Consider the following 20536-nt stretch of genomic DNA (forward strand, 5'->3'; position numbering starts at 1 on the left):
CTCTGCGTTGCTATGTACTGCGGCCATTCGCTAATGGATGGCCGGAGGTTCTATGTGGCTCAGGATCCGCACATTTTTGATCATCATCGTCATGGTGGGCATCGGCAATTTCCCTGCTGTGGCTGCAGTGTGTCCCAATTGGGATAGCACGCGTTCCGGCAAAGAAATTGATGCATTGCGTCACCAGTTAGAACAGTGGGATGGCGTGTATTACATCGAAGGTAAAAGCCCGATAGAAGATGACGTTTATGATCAGCTGCGGCAACAGTTAAACGAGTGGTTAGGATGTTTTCAGCCCCAAAACGCGATTCCTGCTCGGTTACCCGATAATGGCAAGCAGCCTCACCCTATTGCCCATACGGGACTGAAAAAATTGTCCGATCGTCGGCAACTGGTGCAATGGATCGCACAGCGTGAGGATTTATGGATTCAGCCAAAAGTTGATGGCGTGGCTGTCACGCTCGTCTATCAGCACGGCAAGCTCGTGTCCGCGGTTAGCCGAGGTAACGGCCTGCAAGGTGAAGACTGGACGGAAAAAGTGCGCCTGATTCCGGAAATTCCTCATCTATTAACCGATACGCCCTCCTCATTGGTATTACAAGGGGAGCTTTTCCTGAAGATGACCGATCATCGACAGCGTACTCAGGGCGGTGTTAATGCCCGCTCGGTCGTGGCCGGTGAAATGCGTCGTCATCAGCCATCTCCTGTGTTGTCGCAGATTGGTCTATTCGTCTGGGAATGGCCGGATGGCCCAAAGACGATGCCCGAGCGTCTGGATAAATTGAAGGAAATGGGGTTTGCGATGACGGCGGACTATACCCATGCTATTGGGTCATTCACCGACGCGGAGAAATGGCGTCATGACTGGTATCACGGTCCGCTGCCTTTTGTGACGGATGGCGTTGTTATCCGACAGACGAAAGAGCCGCAGGGGCGCTATTGGCGTAATACATCGGCCGACTGGGCGATCGCATGGAAATACCCGCCTGTTCATCAGGTTGCGGAAGTGGCTGATGTGGCGTTTTCTGTCGGACGGACGGGTAAGATCGCCGTGGTGTTAAAACTCAATCCTCTTAAATTGGATGACAAATCGGTCAGCCGAGTGAATGTGGGCTCGCTGTCGCGTTGGAAACAGTGGGACGTGTTGCCCGGCGATCGGGTGAGCGTCAGCCTGGCGGGGCAGGGAATTCCACGTCTGGATAATGTGGTATGGCGTGGCGCTGAGCGGCCAGCCATTGTTTTTCCTAGTGAACATGATTTCCATGCTTTTAGCTGTTTTCGGTATAGCGCGGTTTGCCAGCCGCAATTTCTGGCGCGCTTAGTCTGGCTGAGTGGAGAACAGGGATTAAATCTGGCGGGAGTGCGTGAAGGGATGTGGCTGCGCCTGATACAACATGATTTACTGGAGGATGTGCTGTCATGGCTATCTCTGACGGAGGCACAGCTTAATGCGGTCAATGGCATGGGCGATAAGCGGGCGCGAGATATCTATGATAGCTTACAGTCGGCACGGCAGATGCCGTTATCCCGCTGGCTACTTGCGCTGGGTATTCCTGTTCCTCGCTCCGCCATTAGCGCATTGGATGATGTGGATTGGCTGGCTTTACAGCAGTGGACGGCGCAGCAGTGGCGACAGTTCTCCGGTATTGGAGAGCGACGTGCAGAAGAGATTATGGCGTTCCTGAAGCACCCTATCGTGGTGGAATTAATTACCCGATTAGATCGTGAAGGCATACATAGATAAGCGGTGATGATTTTTCAGAACATGTTGGGATCGTATCTTTTATTTTTTTCGTGGATTCATTCACATAAAAGGACAATTTTTATCTGTTCTCTCTACTTAATCATAAGTAAGATTTACGCGTTAAAGATCTAAGCCTATTTGCTGTTTTGCGATATAGAAATGCCTGATAGCCTGATTATTTCCGTTGAACTCAGGCATACGGATGTTGTCGTATAGCTTCAGATAATAAGAAAGGTTTGTTGGAGCACTTGTCATAATGAAGTTTGTAGCATCTTTTTCGCAACCCAGATTATCGTTTGTCCTGGCAGTTTATATTGGTCTTTTTCTCAATATCTCAGTGTATTATCGCCGGTTTGATTATTTTTCACTCTCTGCTGGTAGCCAGGTTCCAACGTTTGTTCCCGCTCTTGTCGAATTGACTGCGAGTATCTTATTTACCTTTTTCCTGATGAGGATTATTTCACTCGGGGGACGTCATTTTTATCGGATAGTCGCTTCTCTCTTGGTGCTGATTTCCGTTGCCGCCAGCTATTACATGACGTTTTTTAATGTTGTGATTGGTTATGGCATTATTGCTGCGGTCATGACTACGGATATTGATCTTTCTAAAGAAGTCATTGGTTTTCGTTTTTTCCTGTGGATGCTGGCAGTGGGTGCGCTGCCGCTATTTTTGATCTGGAAAAATTCGCTGCGTCATACGTTGCTCGAACAGCTTAAATCACCGGGAAAGCGTTTGGTTCCTCTTGTGGTTCTTGCCGCTGTTGTTGCGCTGGTTTGGATGCCGCTTCGCTATATGGACAACGTTCAGTCAGTGTCCGAGCTAGAATCCAATGTGGATTTACCCAGCTATGGCGGCGTAGTGGCTCACTCGTATCTGCCTTCTAACTGGTTGTCTGCATTAGGATTATTTGCGTATACCAAGTATGACGAGAACCAGGATTCCTCCAATCTTTTCGATCCGGCTCAGCATTTTACCTATATCCCGCCGAAAGGCATTGACGATACCTACGTGGTTTTCATTATCGGTGAAACAACCCGCTGGGATCATATGGGGCTGTTAGGCTACGAGCGAGACACGACGCCAAAGCTATCAAAAGAAAAAAACCTGGTCGCATTCCGTGGTCAGTCGTGTGATACCTCAACCAAGCTTTCCATGCGCTGTATGTTTGTGCGAGAAGGCGGTACAGAAGACAACCCGCAGCGAACGCTGAAAGAGCGGAATATCTTTGCTGTAATGAAGGAGTTGGGCTTTACCTCTGAGCTGTTTGCTATGCAAAGTGAGGTGTGGTTTTACAATAGCATTGAGGCGAACAACTATTCTTTCCGCGAAATGATTGCGTCAGAGAAACACAATGATGGTAAATCGGTGCAGGATATGTTGCTGGTCGATGAGGTCAAAGAGTCGCTGGCACGCTACCCCAAAGGTAAGCATCTGATTGTGCTGCATACCAAAGGCTCCCACTACCTGTATTCCATGCGATATCCCCGCAGCTATGCGCGCTATCAGCCAGAGTGCATGGGCGTTGATGCCTCCTGTACCCGTGAGCAGTTGATTAATGCGTTTGATAATAGCGTGCTCTATACCGATAGCTTTATCGATAGCGTGATCGATCAGGTTCGGGATAAGAAAGCGATTGTGTTTTATGCCTCCGATCACGGTGAATCCATCGATGATAACTACCATTTGCACGGCACGCCGCGTGAGATGGCACCACCCGAGCAGTTCCGTTCACCGATGATGGTCTGGACATCAGATAAATTTTTGGCTGACACCGATAATCAGCATGCGTTCGAGCAGTTGAAGGCTCAGCAGCGTGTTGGCAAAACACATCGCCATGAAGAGCTGTTTGATACGATTCTTGGATGTGTGGGATACACATCGCCTGACGGTGGTATTAACCCTAAAAATAACTGGTGCCAGAAACCAGCTAATTGACATGAATCACGGACAAGGACGTCGGTTTCAGGCTGTAAATACAAGAGATGGACACTTTAACGGCAGCTGAAATCCTTTTGCTAAAAAGGTATTGACGCTCTAATAAGGTAGCAGTAATATGCGCCCGCATTCGGCGAGTAGCGCAGCTTGGTAGCGCAACTGGTTTGGGACCAGTGGGTCGGAGGTTCGAATCCTCTCTCGCCGACCAACACCCTTCTTCAGTAAATCATTCTCAGTTTTTCTCCTGTTTCAATCATCGTCTGCTTACACTACCTGTTTAAAGATAGTCTCGTTTAAAAAACACTTTTGTTTAAAAAATAGTCGTTTGTAAAAATATACCTCATAAATCTAGGGTTTATCTCGGTATTCTCTGGCGTCGAAAATTTCCATATTCCCTCTATATTCAGTTCAGAATGTTCCCAAAAATAGCGTGAAAAATCGCGCGTTAATTATCATAAATAATACCTATCTTTTTGTTTTTTAATGGTTTAAATAAAAACAATTCCGGTTGTTTAAGAATAATTCTGACTTTACCTCTCCGTATTTAAATGTAAGTTTATGTTCGGACAACATTCGCGATACTTATATATTCGCTTTGTTGAAGCCGTCTTTTTATTCAAATATGGAAGATGTTTCGATCATGAAAAAAACAACACTGCTACTCTCCACTTTGATTGCTTGTGCCATGGGAATGTCTGCTGCTCAGGCGACACAAACGGTGTCTTTGGGTTATGCTCAGGCGAAAGTCGATGACTTTAAAGATCCAAAAGGGATTACGGCCAAATACCATTATCAGGGTGATTCTGCGCTTGGTATTATCGGTTCTTTCACTTATGTGAGCGCAGAACAAACTGAGTATTATCAGAATTCAAGCAGTGATGTTTATAAGCTGAAATACTATTCACTCATGGCTGGTCCATCTTACCGTTTTAATGAATATGTCAGTGTTTATGGTTTGGCGGGTATTGGCCGTGGTAAATCCAGTTGGGAAGAAGGGGATGCGTTCCGCCAATCTGGTAGCGAAAGCAAATCCAGCTTTGCTTACGGTGCCGGTATTCAAATCACGCCAGTAGCAAACTGGGCGATTGATATTGGTTACGAAGGCACGAAGATTTATGAAACGCGTGTAGATAGCTTTAATATTGGCGTCGGTTACCGTTTCTGATTTACCGATTATTGAATACCGGCGGACAAGCTTCTGCCGGTTATTACTGTTTTTCCCCTTCTTTGTTTTTATTCATAAAACTCTCAATCGATTTATTGCCATTATAGTGAAGCCAGACCAGCAACGATTCATTGTCCATCGGCTTAGCATAAAGGAATCCCTGTATATATTTTACGCCGCGCCGTTGTAAATATAGGAGCTGTTGCTCGGTTTCCACGCCTTCTGCTACGGATTGAAGCTTGATGCGATGGCTCAAATTAATAATGGCATCAAGAATAGGGGCCTCCTCATCCGGAGATGAGATCGCACTGACGAATCCCTGATCTATTTTCAGGCAATCCAACGGAAAGTTTTGCAGATAAGAGAGGGAGCAGTGGCCAGTGCCGAAGTCATCAATGGCAATCATAAAGCCATCTTCACGCAACTGATGCAGGCGCTGTATGATTTCAGGGCCGTTGCTGATGAGGTTACGCTCCGTCAGTTCCAGTGTAATGCTCAATGAATGAGAGGCGACTTTCTCTGCGAAGCGGTGTACGTCTGAGACGAAACTTGGGTGATGCAAATGCTCTGCTGCAACGTTGAGCCCCAGATGGAACCCCGGTTTTACCTGCCAACTGGCGATATCTGACGCCACCAGATCAAATAAATGCCGGGTGATGGGAATGATCATGCTTTCTGCTTCGGCGGCCGAGATAAATATATCGGGTCTAATCCACAGACCATTGCTGCGTCGCCAGCGCAGTAACGTCTCTACTCCGGTGCAGGCTTGCGATTCCGCGTCATAGATGGGTTGGTAATAGACGGAAAATTCTCCGTTAGCGATGCCCTTACGGATTTCTTCGCGGAAGAATAACTTACGTTTTTGCCAGTACCACATCGCCGTAGTGAAAAGCAGAGAGAGAATAATGGCCAGTGGCAGAAACGTGAAAAATGCCTGCTTCCAGTTGGTGATTTCTTGAGACGCCGGGGCGGTAACATTGAGGGTAATCGGAAAGTGGCTCGATTTGATTTCAAGCGCAGAGGTAGAAAATAGGCTCCTGTGGGGCGTAATGATTGGGCCCGTTTGAATCGGGTGACCGTTATCCATTTGCAGGATAAGTTGATAGCCGCGAATCTTGCTAATCGCAGTCATAAGATCAATGAGGTATTGCGCATCGACCATCGCGTAAGCGCCGTAACCTGTGAGGGGCATTTGGACGAAGATCAGCGCCGGGCGTCCTTTTACGTTGTCTGAACCTGCAATCGACAGGCTCCAGCGTTCAGAATAGGTCTCCGGTAGCGGTTGTTGAATGACGCGGCTTAGTGGCGTCATCGTGCGACCAAACGTTGAAGAGCAATAGACGTCAGTATTATGGGTAACGCCGATAGCGCGGAAGTAAGAAAAGACCGAACCAAGGCGTTGCAGTTCATCGCCGATGATGTCGCAGGGCTGACCATGAAAGCGCTGGAGGCGATCCACCATCTGCCATGCCTGCGTCGAAATATTCTCTGCATGATTCATTGCGATTTGCGCGGTGGATTCCAAATCGCGCTTTACCATTAATCTGGACTCAACAAACGTGAACAATAATCCAAGCAGCAGTGGCAGCATGCCTGCAACCAATAACTGCAATATGCTGATTTTATGTTCACTACGTCTGGGGCTCATCCACATCTCCTTTCTGGCAGCAGAGGCCTATGTAGAGACGTCCTTTTCTCCGTAAATTAAAGGAGAGTGCTGAATAGAGGTTATTATAGTCCTATTTGCTGAAAGAGATTTGGCGGAAATAAAGTTTGTAACCTGGATAAGTCCGTATTGTTCTGCTGTTCATTCGGTGAGCCAATCTACGTTATGACCGCATACCTGATGAGGGAATCTGCGCGCGCAGGGCGGTAATATCTTTCTTGGCCGGAACGCCGAACAAACGCCGATATTCGCGGCTGAATTGCGAAGGGCTTTCATAACCCACCTTGAATGCAGCGCTCGAAACATCCAGATGTTCATTCAGCATCAGGCGTCTGGCTTCGTTCAGACGAATCCACTTTTGATACTGTAGCGGGCTCATTGAGGTCAGCTTTCTGAAATGTTGATGAAAAGTGGGCGTACTCATCTGGACGCGGGCAGCCAACTCTTCCACGCGCAGTGGTGCGGCGTAGTGCAGTTTTAACCACCCAATGGCCCTTGCGATCCGGTGACCTTGACTGTCAATCGATGCAATGTGTCGTAATCTGGTCGCCTGATCGCTCATCAGCAAGCGGAAGTGGATCTCGCGTTGAAGTAAGGGAGCCAGCACGGGAATGGCCTCTGGTTCTTCCAACAGTTCCAGCAGGCGTCCAAAAGGTCGCAGTATGGCGGACGTCGCGCTCCCTATCCCCGCGCTTGAACTAGCTCCCCGATCGCGACGCGGTGGCAAACATCCTTGTGCGATCAGTTCAGCCACAATCCGTAAATCAAGTTTTAGCGTCAAGCCGAGGCAGGGCTCCTGACGGCTTGCAGTTATGACTTCAGAATTGGCTGGCAAATCCAGAGAGGTGAGTAAAAAGTGCGATGTGTCATAGCGATACGCTTCTCCACCGATCCAGATTCTCTTTTCACCCTGAGCAACAAGAACAACGCTTGGCTCAATCATACACGTGACGGGATCTGTGGGCGCTTCGCGTCGGAAGAACGTTAACCCGTCAATCGACGTATCAACATCGCCGCTCCCCTGCGTCCGGGCATCAATGGCACGCACAAACTCGGCCAGTTGTGTCTCGTTTTTCTGGCTGATAACGCTGTTTGGGGGGGTAAGTGGTGTCGCTGTCATGTTGGGCTCAATCCTCCGGCCTCTACTGTATCCCCGTCCTCTGAATGAAAACCACGGAATACATCGCTTCTCATCGGATTGGGCAAGAAAACCGGAGAATCATGCTAGCTTTTGCGGTGAGAAAACATGAAAAGTCAGCAGAGAAGAAAGAATGAATACCGCTGAGGCGAGCAAGGTACAGTGAACCGTTTACCCTGCTCGCCTTACATCAATTCTATGTTTATCAGCTTTCTACAGAAGGCAGCGACTGCGCACAAGCCCACGCGGAGCTCCACGCCCATTGGAAGTTATAGCCGCCGAGCCAGCCAGTCACATCGACCACTTCACCGATGAAATACAATCCCGGCACTGTGCTGGCTTCCATGGTTTTGGAGGACAGCGTGCGGGTGTCAACGCCACCGATGGTCACTTCGGCTGTGCGATAGCCTTCCGTACCGTTTGGCTGCACGCGCCACTCTTGCAGGCTCTGTTCAATCTGCGTTTGCTGTGCGCTGTTGAGCTGTTTCAACGTGACGTCCGGCAGTTGCCCTAACGCTTGCAGGCATTCAACCAGACGTTTAGGCAACCACTGTGCCAGCGTGTTTTTCAGGCTTTGGTTCGGGTGAGCGGTGCGCTCGTCATTAATGAGCTGGGTGAGATTGCGGTCGGGCAGTAGATTGATGGTGACGAATTCACCGGCCTGCCAGTAGCTGGAAATCTGCAAAATAGCGGGGCCAGAGAGTCCGCGGTGCGTAAACAGGATGTTTTCACGGAACGTCACGCCGTTTTCTGCGGTGACAACGGTAGGCACGGAGACGCCGGAGAGCGTTTGCAACTGTTCGAGCAGCGGTTTGTGCAGCGTAAAGGGCACCAGCGCAGCACGAGTTGGGAGTACGTTGATACCGAACTGTGCGGCGAGCTGGTAACCGAACGGCGTCGCGCCCAGGCCGGGCATCGACAGACCGCCGCAGGCAACGACTAACGATGCGCTCTGGAATGCTGTGCCGTTGCTTAGCTGGACGGTGAACCGATCGTCTGATTTATCCACAGAGGTCACTTCACTGCGCAGACGGAGGGTGACGTTCGCCCGCTCACATTCTGTTACCAGCATGTCCACGATTTGCTGCGCGGAATCATCGCAGAATAACTGGCCGAGCGTTTTCTCGTGATAAGCGATGCGGTGGCTGTTGACCAGACTGATGAAATCCCACTGGGTATAACGCGCCAGTGCCGATTTACAAAAGTGAGGATTGTGAGACAGATAGGCCGCTGGCTCTGCATACATATTGGTAAAGTTGCAGCGTCCGCCGCCGGACATCAATATTTTCCGGCCAGCTTTCTTGCCGTTATCGAGCAGTAGAACACGCAGTCCGCGTTGTCCTGCCTGTGCCGCGCAAAACATGCCTGCTGCACCGGCACCGATGATGACAGCGTCAAACTGTTCCACAATGCATTTCTCCGATGAGTGATTTTATCTTCTTGGATTGCCACAGGCCGAAAGCCGTAGGGCGGCAAATTGTAGTGTTGGTTTTTGTTCGACACCAGCGTAACAATTTGCATATTTTAGTAAAAATATATAATTATTTGATTTTTATTGATTAAGTGGTTCATCCACCGATCGTCGTCACATATTAAGTCAAAAAAATGTCATATTTCGCTTTTCCCGACCCCTGCTTGTCGCCGATAATGCGCCGCGTTCATGACCACTAAATGGCCTAACGTTTATGCTACATTTATTTGCCGGTTTGGATTACTACACCGGCCTGATGTTGATACTGGCTTTGTTGTTTGTACTAATGTATGAAGCCATTAACGGTTTTCACGATACTGCGAATGCCGTTGCCACTGTTATTTATACCCGAGCCATGCGCGCCGAGTTTGCCGTTGTTATGGCGGGTGTCTTTAATTTCTTTGGTGTGTTGCTGGGCGGCCTGAGCGTGGCCTATGCAATTGTTCACCTCCTCCCCACGGATTTATTGCTGAACGTGAGTTCGGCGCACGGTCTGGCCATGGTCTTTTCCATGCTACTGGCTGCCATTATCTGGAACCTGGGTACCTGGTACTTCGGTATTCCTGCCTCTAGTTCTCACACGCTGATCGGCTCCATTATCGGTATTGGTTTGACCAACGCGCTGTTGACGGATACTTCCGTCGTGGATGCGTTGAACGTGCCGAAAATGATCAGCATTTTCCTGTCTCTGCTGCTCTCGCCGATTGTGGGGATGGTGGTGGCAGGCCTGCTGGTGCTGGTGTTGCGTCGGTTCTGGAACGACAGTAAAAAACGCAAGCGCGTGCATCTGACGCCTGTCGATCGCGAAAAGCAGGACGGCAAACGTAAGCCGCCGTTCTGGACGCGTACCGCGCTGATTTTATCGGCGATTGGTGTGAGCTTCTCTCACGGTGCAAACGACGGTCAGAAAGGTATCGGCTTGATTATGCTGGTGCTGATTGGCGTCGCGCCAGCCGGGTTTATTGTCAACATGAACGCGTCTGGCTATGACATTAGCCGTACCCGTGATGCCGTTGTCAATTTGCAGGAATACTACAAGCAGCACGGCGACGCGTTGGCGCACGTTATCGACCTGTCTCCGCCAGTGATTTCTACGCCAGAAAGCACGATTCCTGGCAACGGTCAGAAAGAGTTCCACTGTGACAGCTCACGCGTGATGATTGCGATTGACCGTACACAGGGCCTGCTGAATAACCTGAAAAGTTACGATCAGTTGAACCCTGACGATCGCAGCAGAGTGCGTCGTTTGCTGATGTGTATCTCTGACACGATGGATCAGGTGATCAAGCTGCCAGAAACGTCGGGCGAAGATAAGCGCTACCTGAGCAACCTGCGTAAAGACATGCTGCAGACGGTTGAGTATGCACCTCTTTGGATTATCGTCGCTGTCGCATTGGCGCTGTCTCTGGGCACCATGGTGGGCTGGAAACGCGTGGCTGTGACCATCGGTGAGAAGATTGGTAAGAAAGGCATGACCTACGCACAGGGCGTTTCGGCGCAGGTGACGGCGGCCCTGTCGATTGGCGTTGCCAGCTATACCGGTATGCCGGTTTCCACCACGCACGTATTATCCTCGGCGGTTGCCGGGACGATGATTGCGGACGGTGGGGGCGTACAGGGCAAAACGATCAGAAGTATTCTGCTTGCCTGGGTGTTAACGCTGCCTGTCTCAATGCTGATGTCCGGTACGCTGTACTGGCTGGCGTTGAAGCTGATCTAACTATCATAAAAAAAGGCGATTCTGTGGGGAATCGCCTTTTTACTTTTTATCGACGTTCATGGTTGTCATACCAATGATGGTGTTGATATCAGAGAATTGTGTAAGTACCCGCGTTTAATACCATATTGTCATTGCAAACAGACTGATGAAGATAAGGCCACACAGGGCGGTCGTAAGCAGAAACTGTCCCCGCACTCGCTCGCAACGGCGAATAAACTCAGGGTCGTGATGATCAAGATAGCGTTGCGCGTAGATATAGCGTACCAGCCGGATTTGTTTACTTGGCTGGCCGTGCGATGTAAAGAAGCCACCCCCGTCAACGTATTGGTAAAGCAGCGGGTCACAGTCACGCAAAATCAGCAGTAACACGCGTAATGAAGAGTAGTACCTCGCCATATTAATGATGCAGACGATACATAAAGCCCAGAAAAGCGCAAATGTACTAATCATGCTTCCCTCCCGGTCGTTCTATTCGTCAGATACGATGGTCATGTTTTCCGATTGCCCACCTGTCACCGATGATAAGCGCTACTATTTATTTATCCGCGACATCTTTCTACGAATAGTTATGCCACGCGCTTGCGCACGATTTTATTGTCATTTTGGATAGCCAACGGCATCACGGCTAGCCCCATTCTTGTTTTCCATCCCAGGGTGCAGCGGACAGGCTCACCGCTCCCTACTTCTAGTGTAGAAGAAGAATGTTCGTTTGTGCCAGAGAGGCCGATGCAATCGGCATGAAGGACGATTTTCGACGAGACAATGCCCTTTCCGAAAGGAGAAGCTGCGCGATTTAACTGTGAAAAGGAGCAGTTTCTACTACACTTATCAATAGAATTAACAGGTTTGAAAACAGGTTGTGATCAACTGAACATACCAATAGCGCAGACGAGTGCTATCCTATAATCCGCTGTTAAGTATCAGATTGGCAGGAGAAATATCTGCTAACCCTTAATTAGTCTTTACGGAAGGAGTCTTATTATGGCTTACAAACACATCCTTATTGCTGTTGACCTTTCTCCAGAAAGCAAAGTGTTAGTGGAAAAAGCCGTTTCAATGGCAAGACCGTACAATGCGAAAGTGTCGTTAATCCACGTCGATGTGAACTACTCCGATCTCTACACAGGGCTGATTGACGTCAATCTGGGTGATATGCAACAGCGTATCTCCGAAGAAACCCAGAACGCGCTGACTGAACTGTCCCAGAACGCAGGTTACCCTATCAGCGAGACGCTGAGCGGCAGCGGCGATTTAGGGCAGGTACTGGTTGATGCGATTAAGAAATACGATGTCGACCTCGTGCTGTGCGGTCACCATCAGGACTTCTGGAGCAAACTGATGTCTTCTGCTCGCCAGCTGATTAATACCGTACATGTCGACATGCTTATCGTGCCGCTGCGCGATGAGGAAGACGAATAAAAATTAGCTTTTTTTGCATTTTTTTTCAGTGACGAAAGGCACGGCTTCTTAGCTGTGCCTTTTGTTATATAACAAAAACTTATAGCAAATTTCTCTTCTCAAAACGCCAAAAAACCCTTCCTATCCCATTGGATTATAACGTTTATCTTAAAAGAAAACGCTTGCTTAAATATCCACCGCCAGTGTTATAGTCCAGAGGACACAACATCATTTTCACCGATCCCACAAGCTTCTGCGTGTCTAAAAATAAAGAAGCAGACGGGAACTTATTCGTTCAATCAGGAGCTGTTCATGGCACAAATCGTATCTCTGGCAAGTTTTCTTGATTCTGTTCAACAACGCGATCCGCATCAGCCTGAGTTTCTACAGGCCGTCAATGAAGTCCTTTCCACTCTGTGGCCTTTTTTGGAGCAGAACCCTCACTATGCGGATTACAGCCTGCTGGAACGATTGGTAGAACCGGAACGTGTGATTCAGTTCCGCGTCGCATGGACGGACGACAAAGGTCAGGTACAGGTGAACCGCGCCTGGCGTGTCCAGTTCAGCTCCGCGATCGGCCCGTATAAAGGCGGCATGCGTTTCCACCCGTCCGTTAATCTATCGATTCTGAAATTCCTCGGATTCGAGCAGACGTTCAAAAATGCGCTGACGACGCTGCCAATGGGCGGCGGTAAAGGCGGTTCGGACTTCAACCCGAAAGGGAAAAGCCAAGGCGAAGTCATGCGCTTCTGTCAGGCGCTGATGACGGAACTGTATCGTCATCTGGGCGCGGATACGGACGTTCCGGCGGGCGACATCGGCGTGGGTGGCCGTGAAGTCGGCTTCATGACCGGCATGATGAAGAAGCTGACCAACAACACCGCCTGCGTCTTCACCGGCAAAGGATTGTCATTCGGCGGCAGCCTGATCCGTCCTGAAGCGACGGGCTACGGCCTGATCTACTTCACGGAAGCGATGCTGAAACGCCACGGTTTGGGCTTTGAAGGCATGCGTGTTGCGGTATCCGGTTCCGGTAATGTGGCGCAGTACGCGATTGAAAAAGCGATGGAGCTGGGTGCGCGTGTGGTTACGGCATCGGATTCCAACGGCACGGTAGTGGATGAGAACGGGTTTACCCCAGAGAAACTGGCGCTGCTGGAAGAGATTAAAAACAAACGCTATGGCCGCGTGGAAGATTACGCGCGTGAAGCGAAGCTGACCTATCTTGCAGGCAAAACGCCGTGGGAAGTGCCGGTAGACATCGCGCTGCCGTGTGCGACGCAGAATGAGCTGGATCTGCCAGCGGCGCAGACGCTGATTGCTAACGGTGTGAAAGCCGTGGCAGAAGGTGCCAACATGCCAACCACGATCCCAGCGACCGACGCGTTCCTGGATGCTGGCGTGTTGTTTGCGCCGGGCAAAGCGGCTAATGCGGGCGGCGTGGCGACATCTGGGCTGGAAATGGCGCAGAACGCGGCACGTTTGGGCTGGAAAGCAGAGAAGGTGGATGCGCGTCTGCACCACATCATGCTGGATATTCACAATGCCTGTGTGCAGTACGGCGGTGAAGACAGCCAGACTAACTATGTGCGCGGTGCCAACGTAGCGGGCTTTGTAAAAGTGGCCGATGCGATGCTGGCGCAGGGCGTCGTGTAACACCTGCTTTACTTAAAGCGCCTGTATTCGCAGGCGCTTTGACTTTTTACTTATTTATCTAAGTTTTAGCGACATTTCTTGCTGGACACCGCTTCCTGCCTTTCTTTATCTTAATCAGCATTGCGTATCGTCAGTCTTCTGGTACAACCCGTTCTCTTCAAGGCTTACACCATTGTGAAAATCAAACATCTTCCTTTCGATCAGAATCGTAATGGCTGGTCGGCAGATCTTGTCGATAAACCGAATTACCCGCAGCAGCGTGGAAAAACAACGGCGGACTGGCTGGTGATCGGCGCTGGCTATGCGGGGATCGCCTTTGCACAGCGTCTGGCTGAGCAGCGCCCGGATAAACACATTATCCTGCTGGATGCGGGCGAGATTGGCGACAATGCCTCCGGGCGTAACTCCGGTTTTGTCATCGATTTGCCGCACAACATCGGTAGCTCGACGGCCGAGCTGGAAAAAGCGGCGGCTTATCGTCGCCTGTTGCAGTCCGGCGTCGCCCATCTGAAAGAGAAGGTGGATCGCCATGCGATTGCGTGCGACTGGAGCGTGGCGGGGAAATATCACTGTGCTGTGAGTTCAACGTTTAACGGCCTGATCGATACCTATGTCCGTGAATTGAACGATCTTGGCGAATCTTATCAGGTGGTGGAAAAAGACGAACTTGCCCGCCGCTTAGGCACGTCTTTCTATCATCGCGCCGTGTATACGCCCAATTGCATTCTGCTAAACCCGGCGGCGCTGGTAGTCGGGCTGGTGGCGAATCTGCCGAAGAACGTGACGGTTTACGCCCATTCACCCGCGCTGAATATCGAAACCGGATCGCGCATTCGTGTGGAAACGCCGTACGGCGAGATTCAGGCGGATAAGCTGATGATGGCGATTAACGGCGCGGCGCGCGGCCTGCCGCTGTTCAATGGCCGGGTGTTTGCCGTGGCGACCTTCGCGACGCTGACGGAGCCGTTGAATGCGGAACAGCTAGCACGCATGGGCGACATGCCAGACTGGGGGCTGACGCCGGTCAATGCGCTGGCCAGTGCGACGTTGCGCTATACGCGCGACCATCGCTTCCTGATTCGGGAGCATGTGAAATTTACCCCGGGACTGGTCAATAGCGCGGTAGAAACCGGACGCCACGCGCGTCGTCACGCGGCTATTTTTGCCCGGATGTTCCCGCAGTTGAGCGACGTGAAGATGGCGCATACCTGGTCAGGCTTGATTAGCGTAACGCGCAACGGCGCGCCAATTTGGGGGCAGTTAAGCGATAATGTGTACGCGTCCGCTGGCTGTAACGGGGCGGGACTGTCGAAGCAAACCGCTGCCGGACATATTCTGGCGGATTTGGCGCTGGGTGAAGACAACCCGCTGATCGGCGATATGCAGTCGCTCGGACAGGCAAATTACTTGCCGCCACGCCCTTTCCTGGATGTGGGCGTGAACGGCTACCTGACGAGCGAGCGCTGGAAAGCCCGCAGCGAGAGATAGCAGTGTTTGCTGATCGTTGGAAAACCTCTTCGTAGAGTGAAAACGGTGATAATGGAATAGAAGAGTAAAGCGTCCGCGCCAAGGATGGCGCGGCTCGAGCTTACAGGGATGTACTTGCAGCGTCTTTACGATCTATCCATTATCACCGCTGCACTTTGTCTACTACCCAGATTCCCGCAAGGTATCGGTTAATTAATCGCCGTGATAATCGTTAGCTGATCGTTCAGACGTTGTTTGGTTAACGCGTTGGTGGCGCTGTCGCGCTGTTGCGTCAGTTCCGCTACGCGTTTCTCCCGCTGCGTGGCATCCGGCAGCAGTAATGCTTTCACGTTGATGGATTGCACGTTGCTGTAGCGGCCATCGTCTGACGTCGGCACGCTGATTTTTCCGCTGTTGAGCAGCGATTCGACGATGTGGCGTTCGCGCTCATAGCCCTGCAATCCCGCCAGTTTCCAGCGCTGTGGTACCGTACCTTCGTACTGGCCTTTTTTCACCTCGGTCAGATAACGGATGGTCAGGTTACGAATCGTGCCCGCTTCTTCGCCATATTTCGCTTTGGTATCCGACAGCACTGGGAACTGCATGCCTTCCAGTACGCCGCCTTTCTGCGTCAGGTGGCCCATGCGGTAGCTGTTCATACCCAGACGAATCGGCATCTTGTCGGTAACCCGCATTCCGTTATTCAGTTTCAGGTCGGTGATGCGCTGCCCGGCGGGTTTTGTCAGATCGATGGTGTACGTCACGCCGTCGAAGAAATCATTGGTGGAATACTTGGACGCGCGACGCTGCGGATTGAAGCTGTAAGTCACATCGCCGTCCTGCAACTGGTTGAAGTAACCCGCTGACCATTCCATGTATTTCTTCAGTTCTTTTCCGGTGAGCTGATAAACCGTGATCTCGCCGCCAGCATATTGATAGTTAAAGGCAATGTCCTTCGCGGCGATGGTACCGACATTCAGCTTGGGCTTATCGTTATCAATTTGCAGCGCGATGACCTGCGCTTTAGGGGCGTAATGACGGCTGGCTTCCTGGAACAGGGCGCTGATGCCGGTATCCTGTACGTGTACCTGAGGAATACCTTTCACGGCATCTTGCGGCACCAGATCGTGCCCGAGGAGCTGCGCGATCGGACGGTTGGCGTTGGCGCGCAGGGTATTGTGATAAGGCTCGTAGATATCTTCCATCTTGCGGTCAGAATCCACGTCCTTAATCGAATAGGTATAGCTGTCTTTGTTGATCAGCACGTACTTGCCGTTCTGCTGCTCAAACTGCAAATCGATGCGTGACAGTGCGCGGCCATATCTGTCCGGTTCGGTGACGATCACGCCATTAATCACCTCTTTATCCACTTTTACGTGCATATGACCTGCGACGATGGCGGCTAATTCAGGGTTCGCACGGGCAATATCACCGACGCCAGTACCCGGTCGCTGGTTTTCGTTATCGATTCCCATATGGGCGACCAGCACGATGGCATCCACTTTGCCGTGGATTTGCTGGATAACGGTTTTTACCGCCCCGACGGGATCGGTAAAGTTCAGCCCTTTCACGCGGTCGGTGCCCTTGGCGAACTCCGCGGTCATCGGCGTATCCATACCGATGATGCCAATCTTCACGCCCTGCCGTTCGACAATTTTATAGGCAGGTAAGTAAGGTTTACCGCTTTCCCAAAAAATGTTGCCCGCCAGCGCGGTGCCTTTGAACTGGTCAAGCGAGGTGGAAAGTACGTTCAGGCCGAAATCGAACTCGTGGTTACCCATGACCCAGACGTCATAATTCATGGCGTTAAAACCAAGAATCATCGGGCTGGTTTTGTCATTTTTGAAGGTTTCGACAAAGTTGCCCTGAATGGTGTCGCCCGCATCAACCAGAATCACATTCGGCTGCTGCGCACGGACTTTATGCACCTGTGTGGCGATCTGACTCAGGCTGCCAGCCATGTTGGCGGTGTCGGTGGCGTAATCCCAGGGAACAAAGGTGCCATGCAGGTCGGATGTCCCCAGAATCGTAATATTGACGGGTTCTTGAGCGGCCATAGCAGAAGTACTCAAACAAAGCAGAAGTGACAGAAGCGTTTTTTTCATTATGTCATCTTAGTGTCATAAAAGGTGATAGCGCGAAATTATGCGAGTTGCTTCCCATTTGTGCTACAGACTTTGCAAATATGACACTGGAAATGCGAAGCAGGGTAAGTTTTTAGTCGCCGATGCGCTTATCGACGCAGCGGCGAGGGATCAGGCAGGAAGATAGAAGTCGAAGCGATGGCTTTTGGTTTCCAGCATGGACTGTGCCGGCACGCCAGCTAGCGGCGGCGCATAGTCTGGTCGCTTCACCACGACGCGTTTTTTCGCCAGTGCGCGTGCGGGTTCCAGCAGCGCATCGGCGTCGTCATCCGCACCCACCAGCGACTGAAATACCCGCATCTCTTTCTTCACCAGCGCGCTCTTTTGTTTGTGTGGAAACATCGGGTCGAGATAAACCACATCCGGGGGCGGCGTGATATCGCGCAGTGCAGTCATACTCGACGCGTGCAGCAGCGTCAGCCGCTCCCGTAGCCACGGGCCAATCTCTGCGTCCTGATAACCACGTTGCAATCCGTCGTCCAGCAGGGCTGCAACCACCGGATTGCGCTCCACCATGCGTACGTGGCAGCCTAATGCTGCCAGCACAAAAGCATCGCGACCTAACCCAGCCGTCGCATCCACGACATCCGGCAGGTAATCTTTTTTGATCCCGACGGCTTTAGCGACAGCCTCGCCGCGCCCGCCGCCAAAGCGACGGCGATGTGCCATCGTCCCGGCAACGAAATCGACGAAGATAGCGCCGAGCTTCGGTTCATCCTGCTTGCGCAGTTCCAGACGTTCCGCTGTCAGCACCAGTGCCATGACCGCATCGGGATCGGAAACCAGCCCCCAGCGTGCGGCCAGAGAAGATAAGGCGCCACTATCGGCGCCTTCTTCTGCGATTAAGCAGATGCTCATCCTTTGATGCCGTAATGCGCAAGCATGGCATCCAACTGCGGTTCACGGCCACGGAAGCGTTTGAACAGCTCCATCGGCTCTTCGGAACCGCCGCGCGTCAGGATGTTATCCAGGAATGACTGACCGGTTTCACGGTTGAAGATACCTTCTTGCTCGAAGCGGGAGTAAGCATCCGCCGCCAGAACGTCGGCCCACAGATAGCTGTAGTAGCCTGCGGCATAACCGCCTGCGAAGATGTGGCTGAAGGCGTGTGGGAAGCGGCCCCAGCTTGGGCTTGGCACCACGGCCACCTGCGCTTTAATTTCAGCCAGCGTCGGCAGAATCTGCGCGCCTTTCGCAGGATCAAACTCGGCATGCAGGCGGAAATCGAACAGGCCGAATTCCAGCTGGCGCAGAATGAACAGCGCAGCCTGATAGTTCTTCGCCGCCAGCATCTTCTCCAGCAGTTCCTGTGGCAGCGGTTCACCGGTTTCGTGGTGGCCGGAGATAAAGGCCAGCGCTTCAGGTTCCCAGCACCAGTTTTCCATGAACTGGCTCGGCAGTTCGACCGCATCCCACGGCACGCCATTGATGCCCGCGACACCGGCGGTATCGATCTGGGTCAGCATGTGGTGCAGGCCGTGACCGAATTCGTGGAACAGCGTGGTGACTTCGTCGTGGGTGAACAGCGCGGGTTTGCCGTTGACCGGACGGTTGAAGTTACAGACCAGATAGGCGACCGGTTTTTGCAGTTCGCCGTTGCCTTTGCGCAGTTTACCCGCGCAGTCGTCCATCCAGGCTCCGCCGCGTTTGTGTTCACGAGCGTATAAATCGAGGTAGAAGCTGCCGCGCAGTTCACCGCTTTCATCGAACAGATCGAAGAAGCGAACGTCCGGGTGCCAGACATCGACGTCTTTACGCTCTTTGGCGGTGATGCCATAGATGCGTTTAACCACCTCGAACAGGCCGTTTACCGCGCGTTCTTCCGGGAAGTACGGACGAAGCTGCTCATCGCTGATGGAATACCGATGCTGTTTCTGCTGTTCGCTGTAGTAGGTGATATCCCAGGCCTGCAATTCATCTACGCCGTAGTGTTCTTTGGCGAAGGCACGCAGCTGCGCGAGTTCTTCTTCAGCCTGTGGACGGGCGCGTTTCGCCAGATCGGTCAGGAAATCGAGTACCTGTTGCGGTTTTTCCGCCATTTTGGTCGCCAGCGACTTGTGCGCATAGCTATCAAAGCCCAGCAGCTGTGCCAGCTCGTGACGCAGTGCCAGTTCTTCCGCCATGACGTCACTGTTGTCCCACTTGCCCGCGTTTGGCCCCTGATCGGATGCGCGCGTGCCGTAGGCGCGGTACATCTCTTCGCGCAGCGCCTGATTGGTGCAGTAAGTCATTACCGGAAGATAACTTGGGATATCCAGCGTCAGCAGCCAGCCCTCTTGCTCTTTAGCTTCTGCCTGCGCTTTGGCCGCTGCCAGCGCGCTTTCCGGCATGCCATCCAGCTCGGTGACGTCGGTAATCAGCTTGCTCCAGCCCATGGTGGCATCCAGCACGTTGTTGCTGTATTGCGAACCGAGTTCGGACAGACGAGCAGAGATTTCACCGTAGCGTTTCTGTTTTTCCGGCGACAGACCGATACCGGACAGCTCAAAATCGCGCAGCGCGTTATCAACAGATTTCTTCTGTGCCACGCTCAGTGCGGTGTACTGTTCGCCGTCACGCAGGCTGCGGTAAGCCTGATACAGCCCGGCATGTTGGCCGACCCAGGTGCTGTGCTCGGACAGCAGCGGCAGGCATTCTTCATAAACAGCACGCAGCTCTGGGCTGTTCTTCACCGCGTTCAGGTGGCTGATGGGTGAGAAGATGCGGCCAAGAAGATCGTCGCTGTCAGCCAGCGGTTGGCACAGATTATCCCATGTAAACGGCCCCGCTTGCGCCACCACGCGTTCTACTGTCTCGCGGCATTCATCCAGCGCGGATTTCACCGCAGGGACAATATCTTCCGTTTTGATACTGGAGAACGGGGGCAGGGTAAATGAGGTCAGTAATGGATTCGTCATGGTGCCGTCCTGATAATTGTGGGTGATCTCGTTGCCGGTAAGTGGAATCCGTTGCAGAGAGAAACCGGCAAGGCGGATATCTATTGCGGATTAATCACTAAGATGAGGTCAAGCGCTATGAAAATCAATGGCGG

14 protein-coding genes and 1 tRNA gene are annotated in these 20536 nt (G+C 51.8%); 8 read left to right on the plus strand and 7 right to left on the minus strand.

Annotation, left to right across the window (positions count from 1 at the left end):
- The first annotated feature begins 52 nt into the window (after nucleotides 1–52).
- The 4 genes from ligB (at nucleotide 53) to EIP93_RS00245 (ending at nucleotide 4845) form a co-directional block, all read left to right on the plus strand.
- A complete protein-coding gene (gene ligB, locus EIP93_RS00230) occupies nucleotides 53–1744 on the plus strand; it encodes an NAD-dependent DNA ligase LigB (RefSeq protein ID WP_125232101.1) in 1692 nt (563 codons plus the stop codon).
- Between the two features lie 256 nt (nucleotides 1745–2000).
- Entirely contained in the window at nucleotides 2001–3680 is a 1680-nt protein-coding gene (eptB, locus tag EIP93_RS00235) for a kdo(2)-lipid A phosphoethanolamine 7''-transferase (RefSeq protein WP_125232102.1), read from the plus strand.
- A 131-nt stretch (nucleotides 3681–3811) separates the two neighbouring features.
- Nucleotides 3812–3888 (plus strand) — tRNA-Pro (locus EIP93_RS00240).
- Between the two features lie 432 nt (nucleotides 3889–4320).
- Entirely contained in the window at nucleotides 4321–4845 is a 525-nt protein-coding gene (locus EIP93_RS00245) for an Ail/Lom family outer membrane beta-barrel protein (RefSeq protein WP_107332084.1), read from the plus strand.
- Between the two features lie 43 nt (nucleotides 4846–4888).
- Here EIP93_RS00245 and EIP93_RS00250 read toward each other — a convergent pair whose 3' ends face one another.
- The 3 genes from EIP93_RS00250 to EIP93_RS00260 form a co-directional block, all read right to left on the minus strand.
- Entirely contained in the window at nucleotides 4889–6493 is a 1605-nt protein-coding gene (locus EIP93_RS00250) for an EAL domain-containing protein (RefSeq protein ID WP_107332085.1), read from the minus strand.
- Between the two features lie 181 nt (nucleotides 6494–6674).
- The gene (locus EIP93_RS00255) at nucleotides 6675–7631 is read right to left on the minus strand and encodes an AraC family transcriptional regulator (RefSeq protein ID WP_105880103.1); all 957 of its coding nucleotides are present in this window, start codon (nucleotides 7629–7631) and stop codon (nucleotides 6675–6677) included.
- A gap of 223 nt (nucleotides 7632–7854) precedes the next feature.
- The gene (locus EIP93_RS00260) at nucleotides 7855–9057 is read right to left on the minus strand and encodes a BaiN/RdsA family NAD(P)/FAD-dependent oxidoreductase (protein ID WP_103943170.1); all 1203 of its coding nucleotides are present in this window, start codon (nucleotides 9055–9057) and stop codon (nucleotides 7855–7857) included.
- Nucleotides 9058–9334: 277 nt separating this feature from the next.
- Between EIP93_RS00260 and pitA the strand changes: the two genes are divergently transcribed.
- Nucleotides 9335–10840, plus strand: coding sequence for an inorganic phosphate transporter PitA (gene pitA / locus EIP93_RS00265; protein WP_103862850.1), 1506 nt, complete (start codon nucleotides 9335–9337; stop codon nucleotides 10838–10840).
- A gap of 114 nt (nucleotides 10841–10954) precedes the next feature.
- Here pitA and uspB read toward each other — a convergent pair whose 3' ends face one another.
- The gene (uspB, locus tag EIP93_RS00270; RefSeq protein ID WP_103862849.1) at nucleotides 10955–11290 is read right to left on the minus strand and encodes a universal stress protein UspB; all 336 of its coding nucleotides are present in this window, start codon (nucleotides 11288–11290) and stop codon (nucleotides 10955–10957) included.
- A 531-nt stretch (nucleotides 11291–11821) separates the two neighbouring features.
- On the opposite strand from uspB, the gene uspA reads away from it, so the two are divergent.
- The 3 genes from uspA to EIP93_RS00285 all read left to right on the plus strand — a co-directional run bounded on the left by uspA (nucleotide 11822) and on the right by EIP93_RS00285 (nucleotide 15382).
- Complete coding sequence (gene uspA / locus EIP93_RS00275) at nucleotides 11822–12259, plus strand: universal stress protein UspA (protein WP_010298197.1); 438 nt, start codon at nucleotides 11822–11824, stop codon at nucleotides 12257–12259.
- Between the two features lie 291 nt (nucleotides 12260–12550).
- Nucleotides 12551–13894: an NADP-specific glutamate dehydrogenase gene (gene gdhA, locus EIP93_RS00280; protein WP_039474396.1), complete on the plus strand. Its 1344-nt coding sequence runs from the start codon at nucleotides 12551–12553 to the stop codon at nucleotides 13892–13894.
- Between the two features lie 174 nt (nucleotides 13895–14068).
- Complete coding sequence (locus EIP93_RS00285) at nucleotides 14069–15382, plus strand: NAD(P)/FAD-dependent oxidoreductase (RefSeq protein WP_125232103.1); 1314 nt, start codon at nucleotides 14069–14071, stop codon at nucleotides 15380–15382.
- A gap of 188 nt (nucleotides 15383–15570) precedes the next feature.
- On the opposite strand, the gene EIP93_RS00290 is transcribed toward EIP93_RS00285, so the two are convergent.
- From EIP93_RS00290 to prlC, 3 genes are all read right to left on the minus strand, one after another.
- Entirely contained in the window at nucleotides 15571–17466 is a 1896-nt protein-coding gene (locus EIP93_RS00290; protein WP_125232104.1) for a bifunctional metallophosphatase/5'-nucleotidase, read from the minus strand.
- A 150-nt stretch (nucleotides 17467–17616) separates the two neighbouring features.
- Nucleotides 17617–18363: a 16S rRNA (guanine(1516)-N(2))-methyltransferase RsmJ gene (gene rsmJ / locus EIP93_RS00295; protein WP_103862845.1), complete on the minus strand. Its 747-nt coding sequence runs from the start codon at nucleotides 18361–18363 to the stop codon at nucleotides 17617–17619.
- Nucleotides 18360–20402: an oligopeptidase A gene (gene prlC, locus EIP93_RS00300; RefSeq protein ID WP_125232105.1), complete on the minus strand. Its 2043-nt coding sequence runs from the start codon at nucleotides 20400–20402 to the stop codon at nucleotides 18360–18362. The genes rsmJ and prlC overlap by 4 nt, the downstream gene beginning before the upstream one ends.
- Between the last annotated feature and the right edge of the window lie 134 nt (nucleotides 20403–20536).

It is taken from the genome of Pectobacterium versatile (genome assembly GCF_003932035.1).
In the GTDB taxonomy this organism is placed as follows: Bacteria; Pseudomonadota; Gammaproteobacteria; order Enterobacterales; family Enterobacteriaceae; genus Pectobacterium; species Pectobacterium versatile.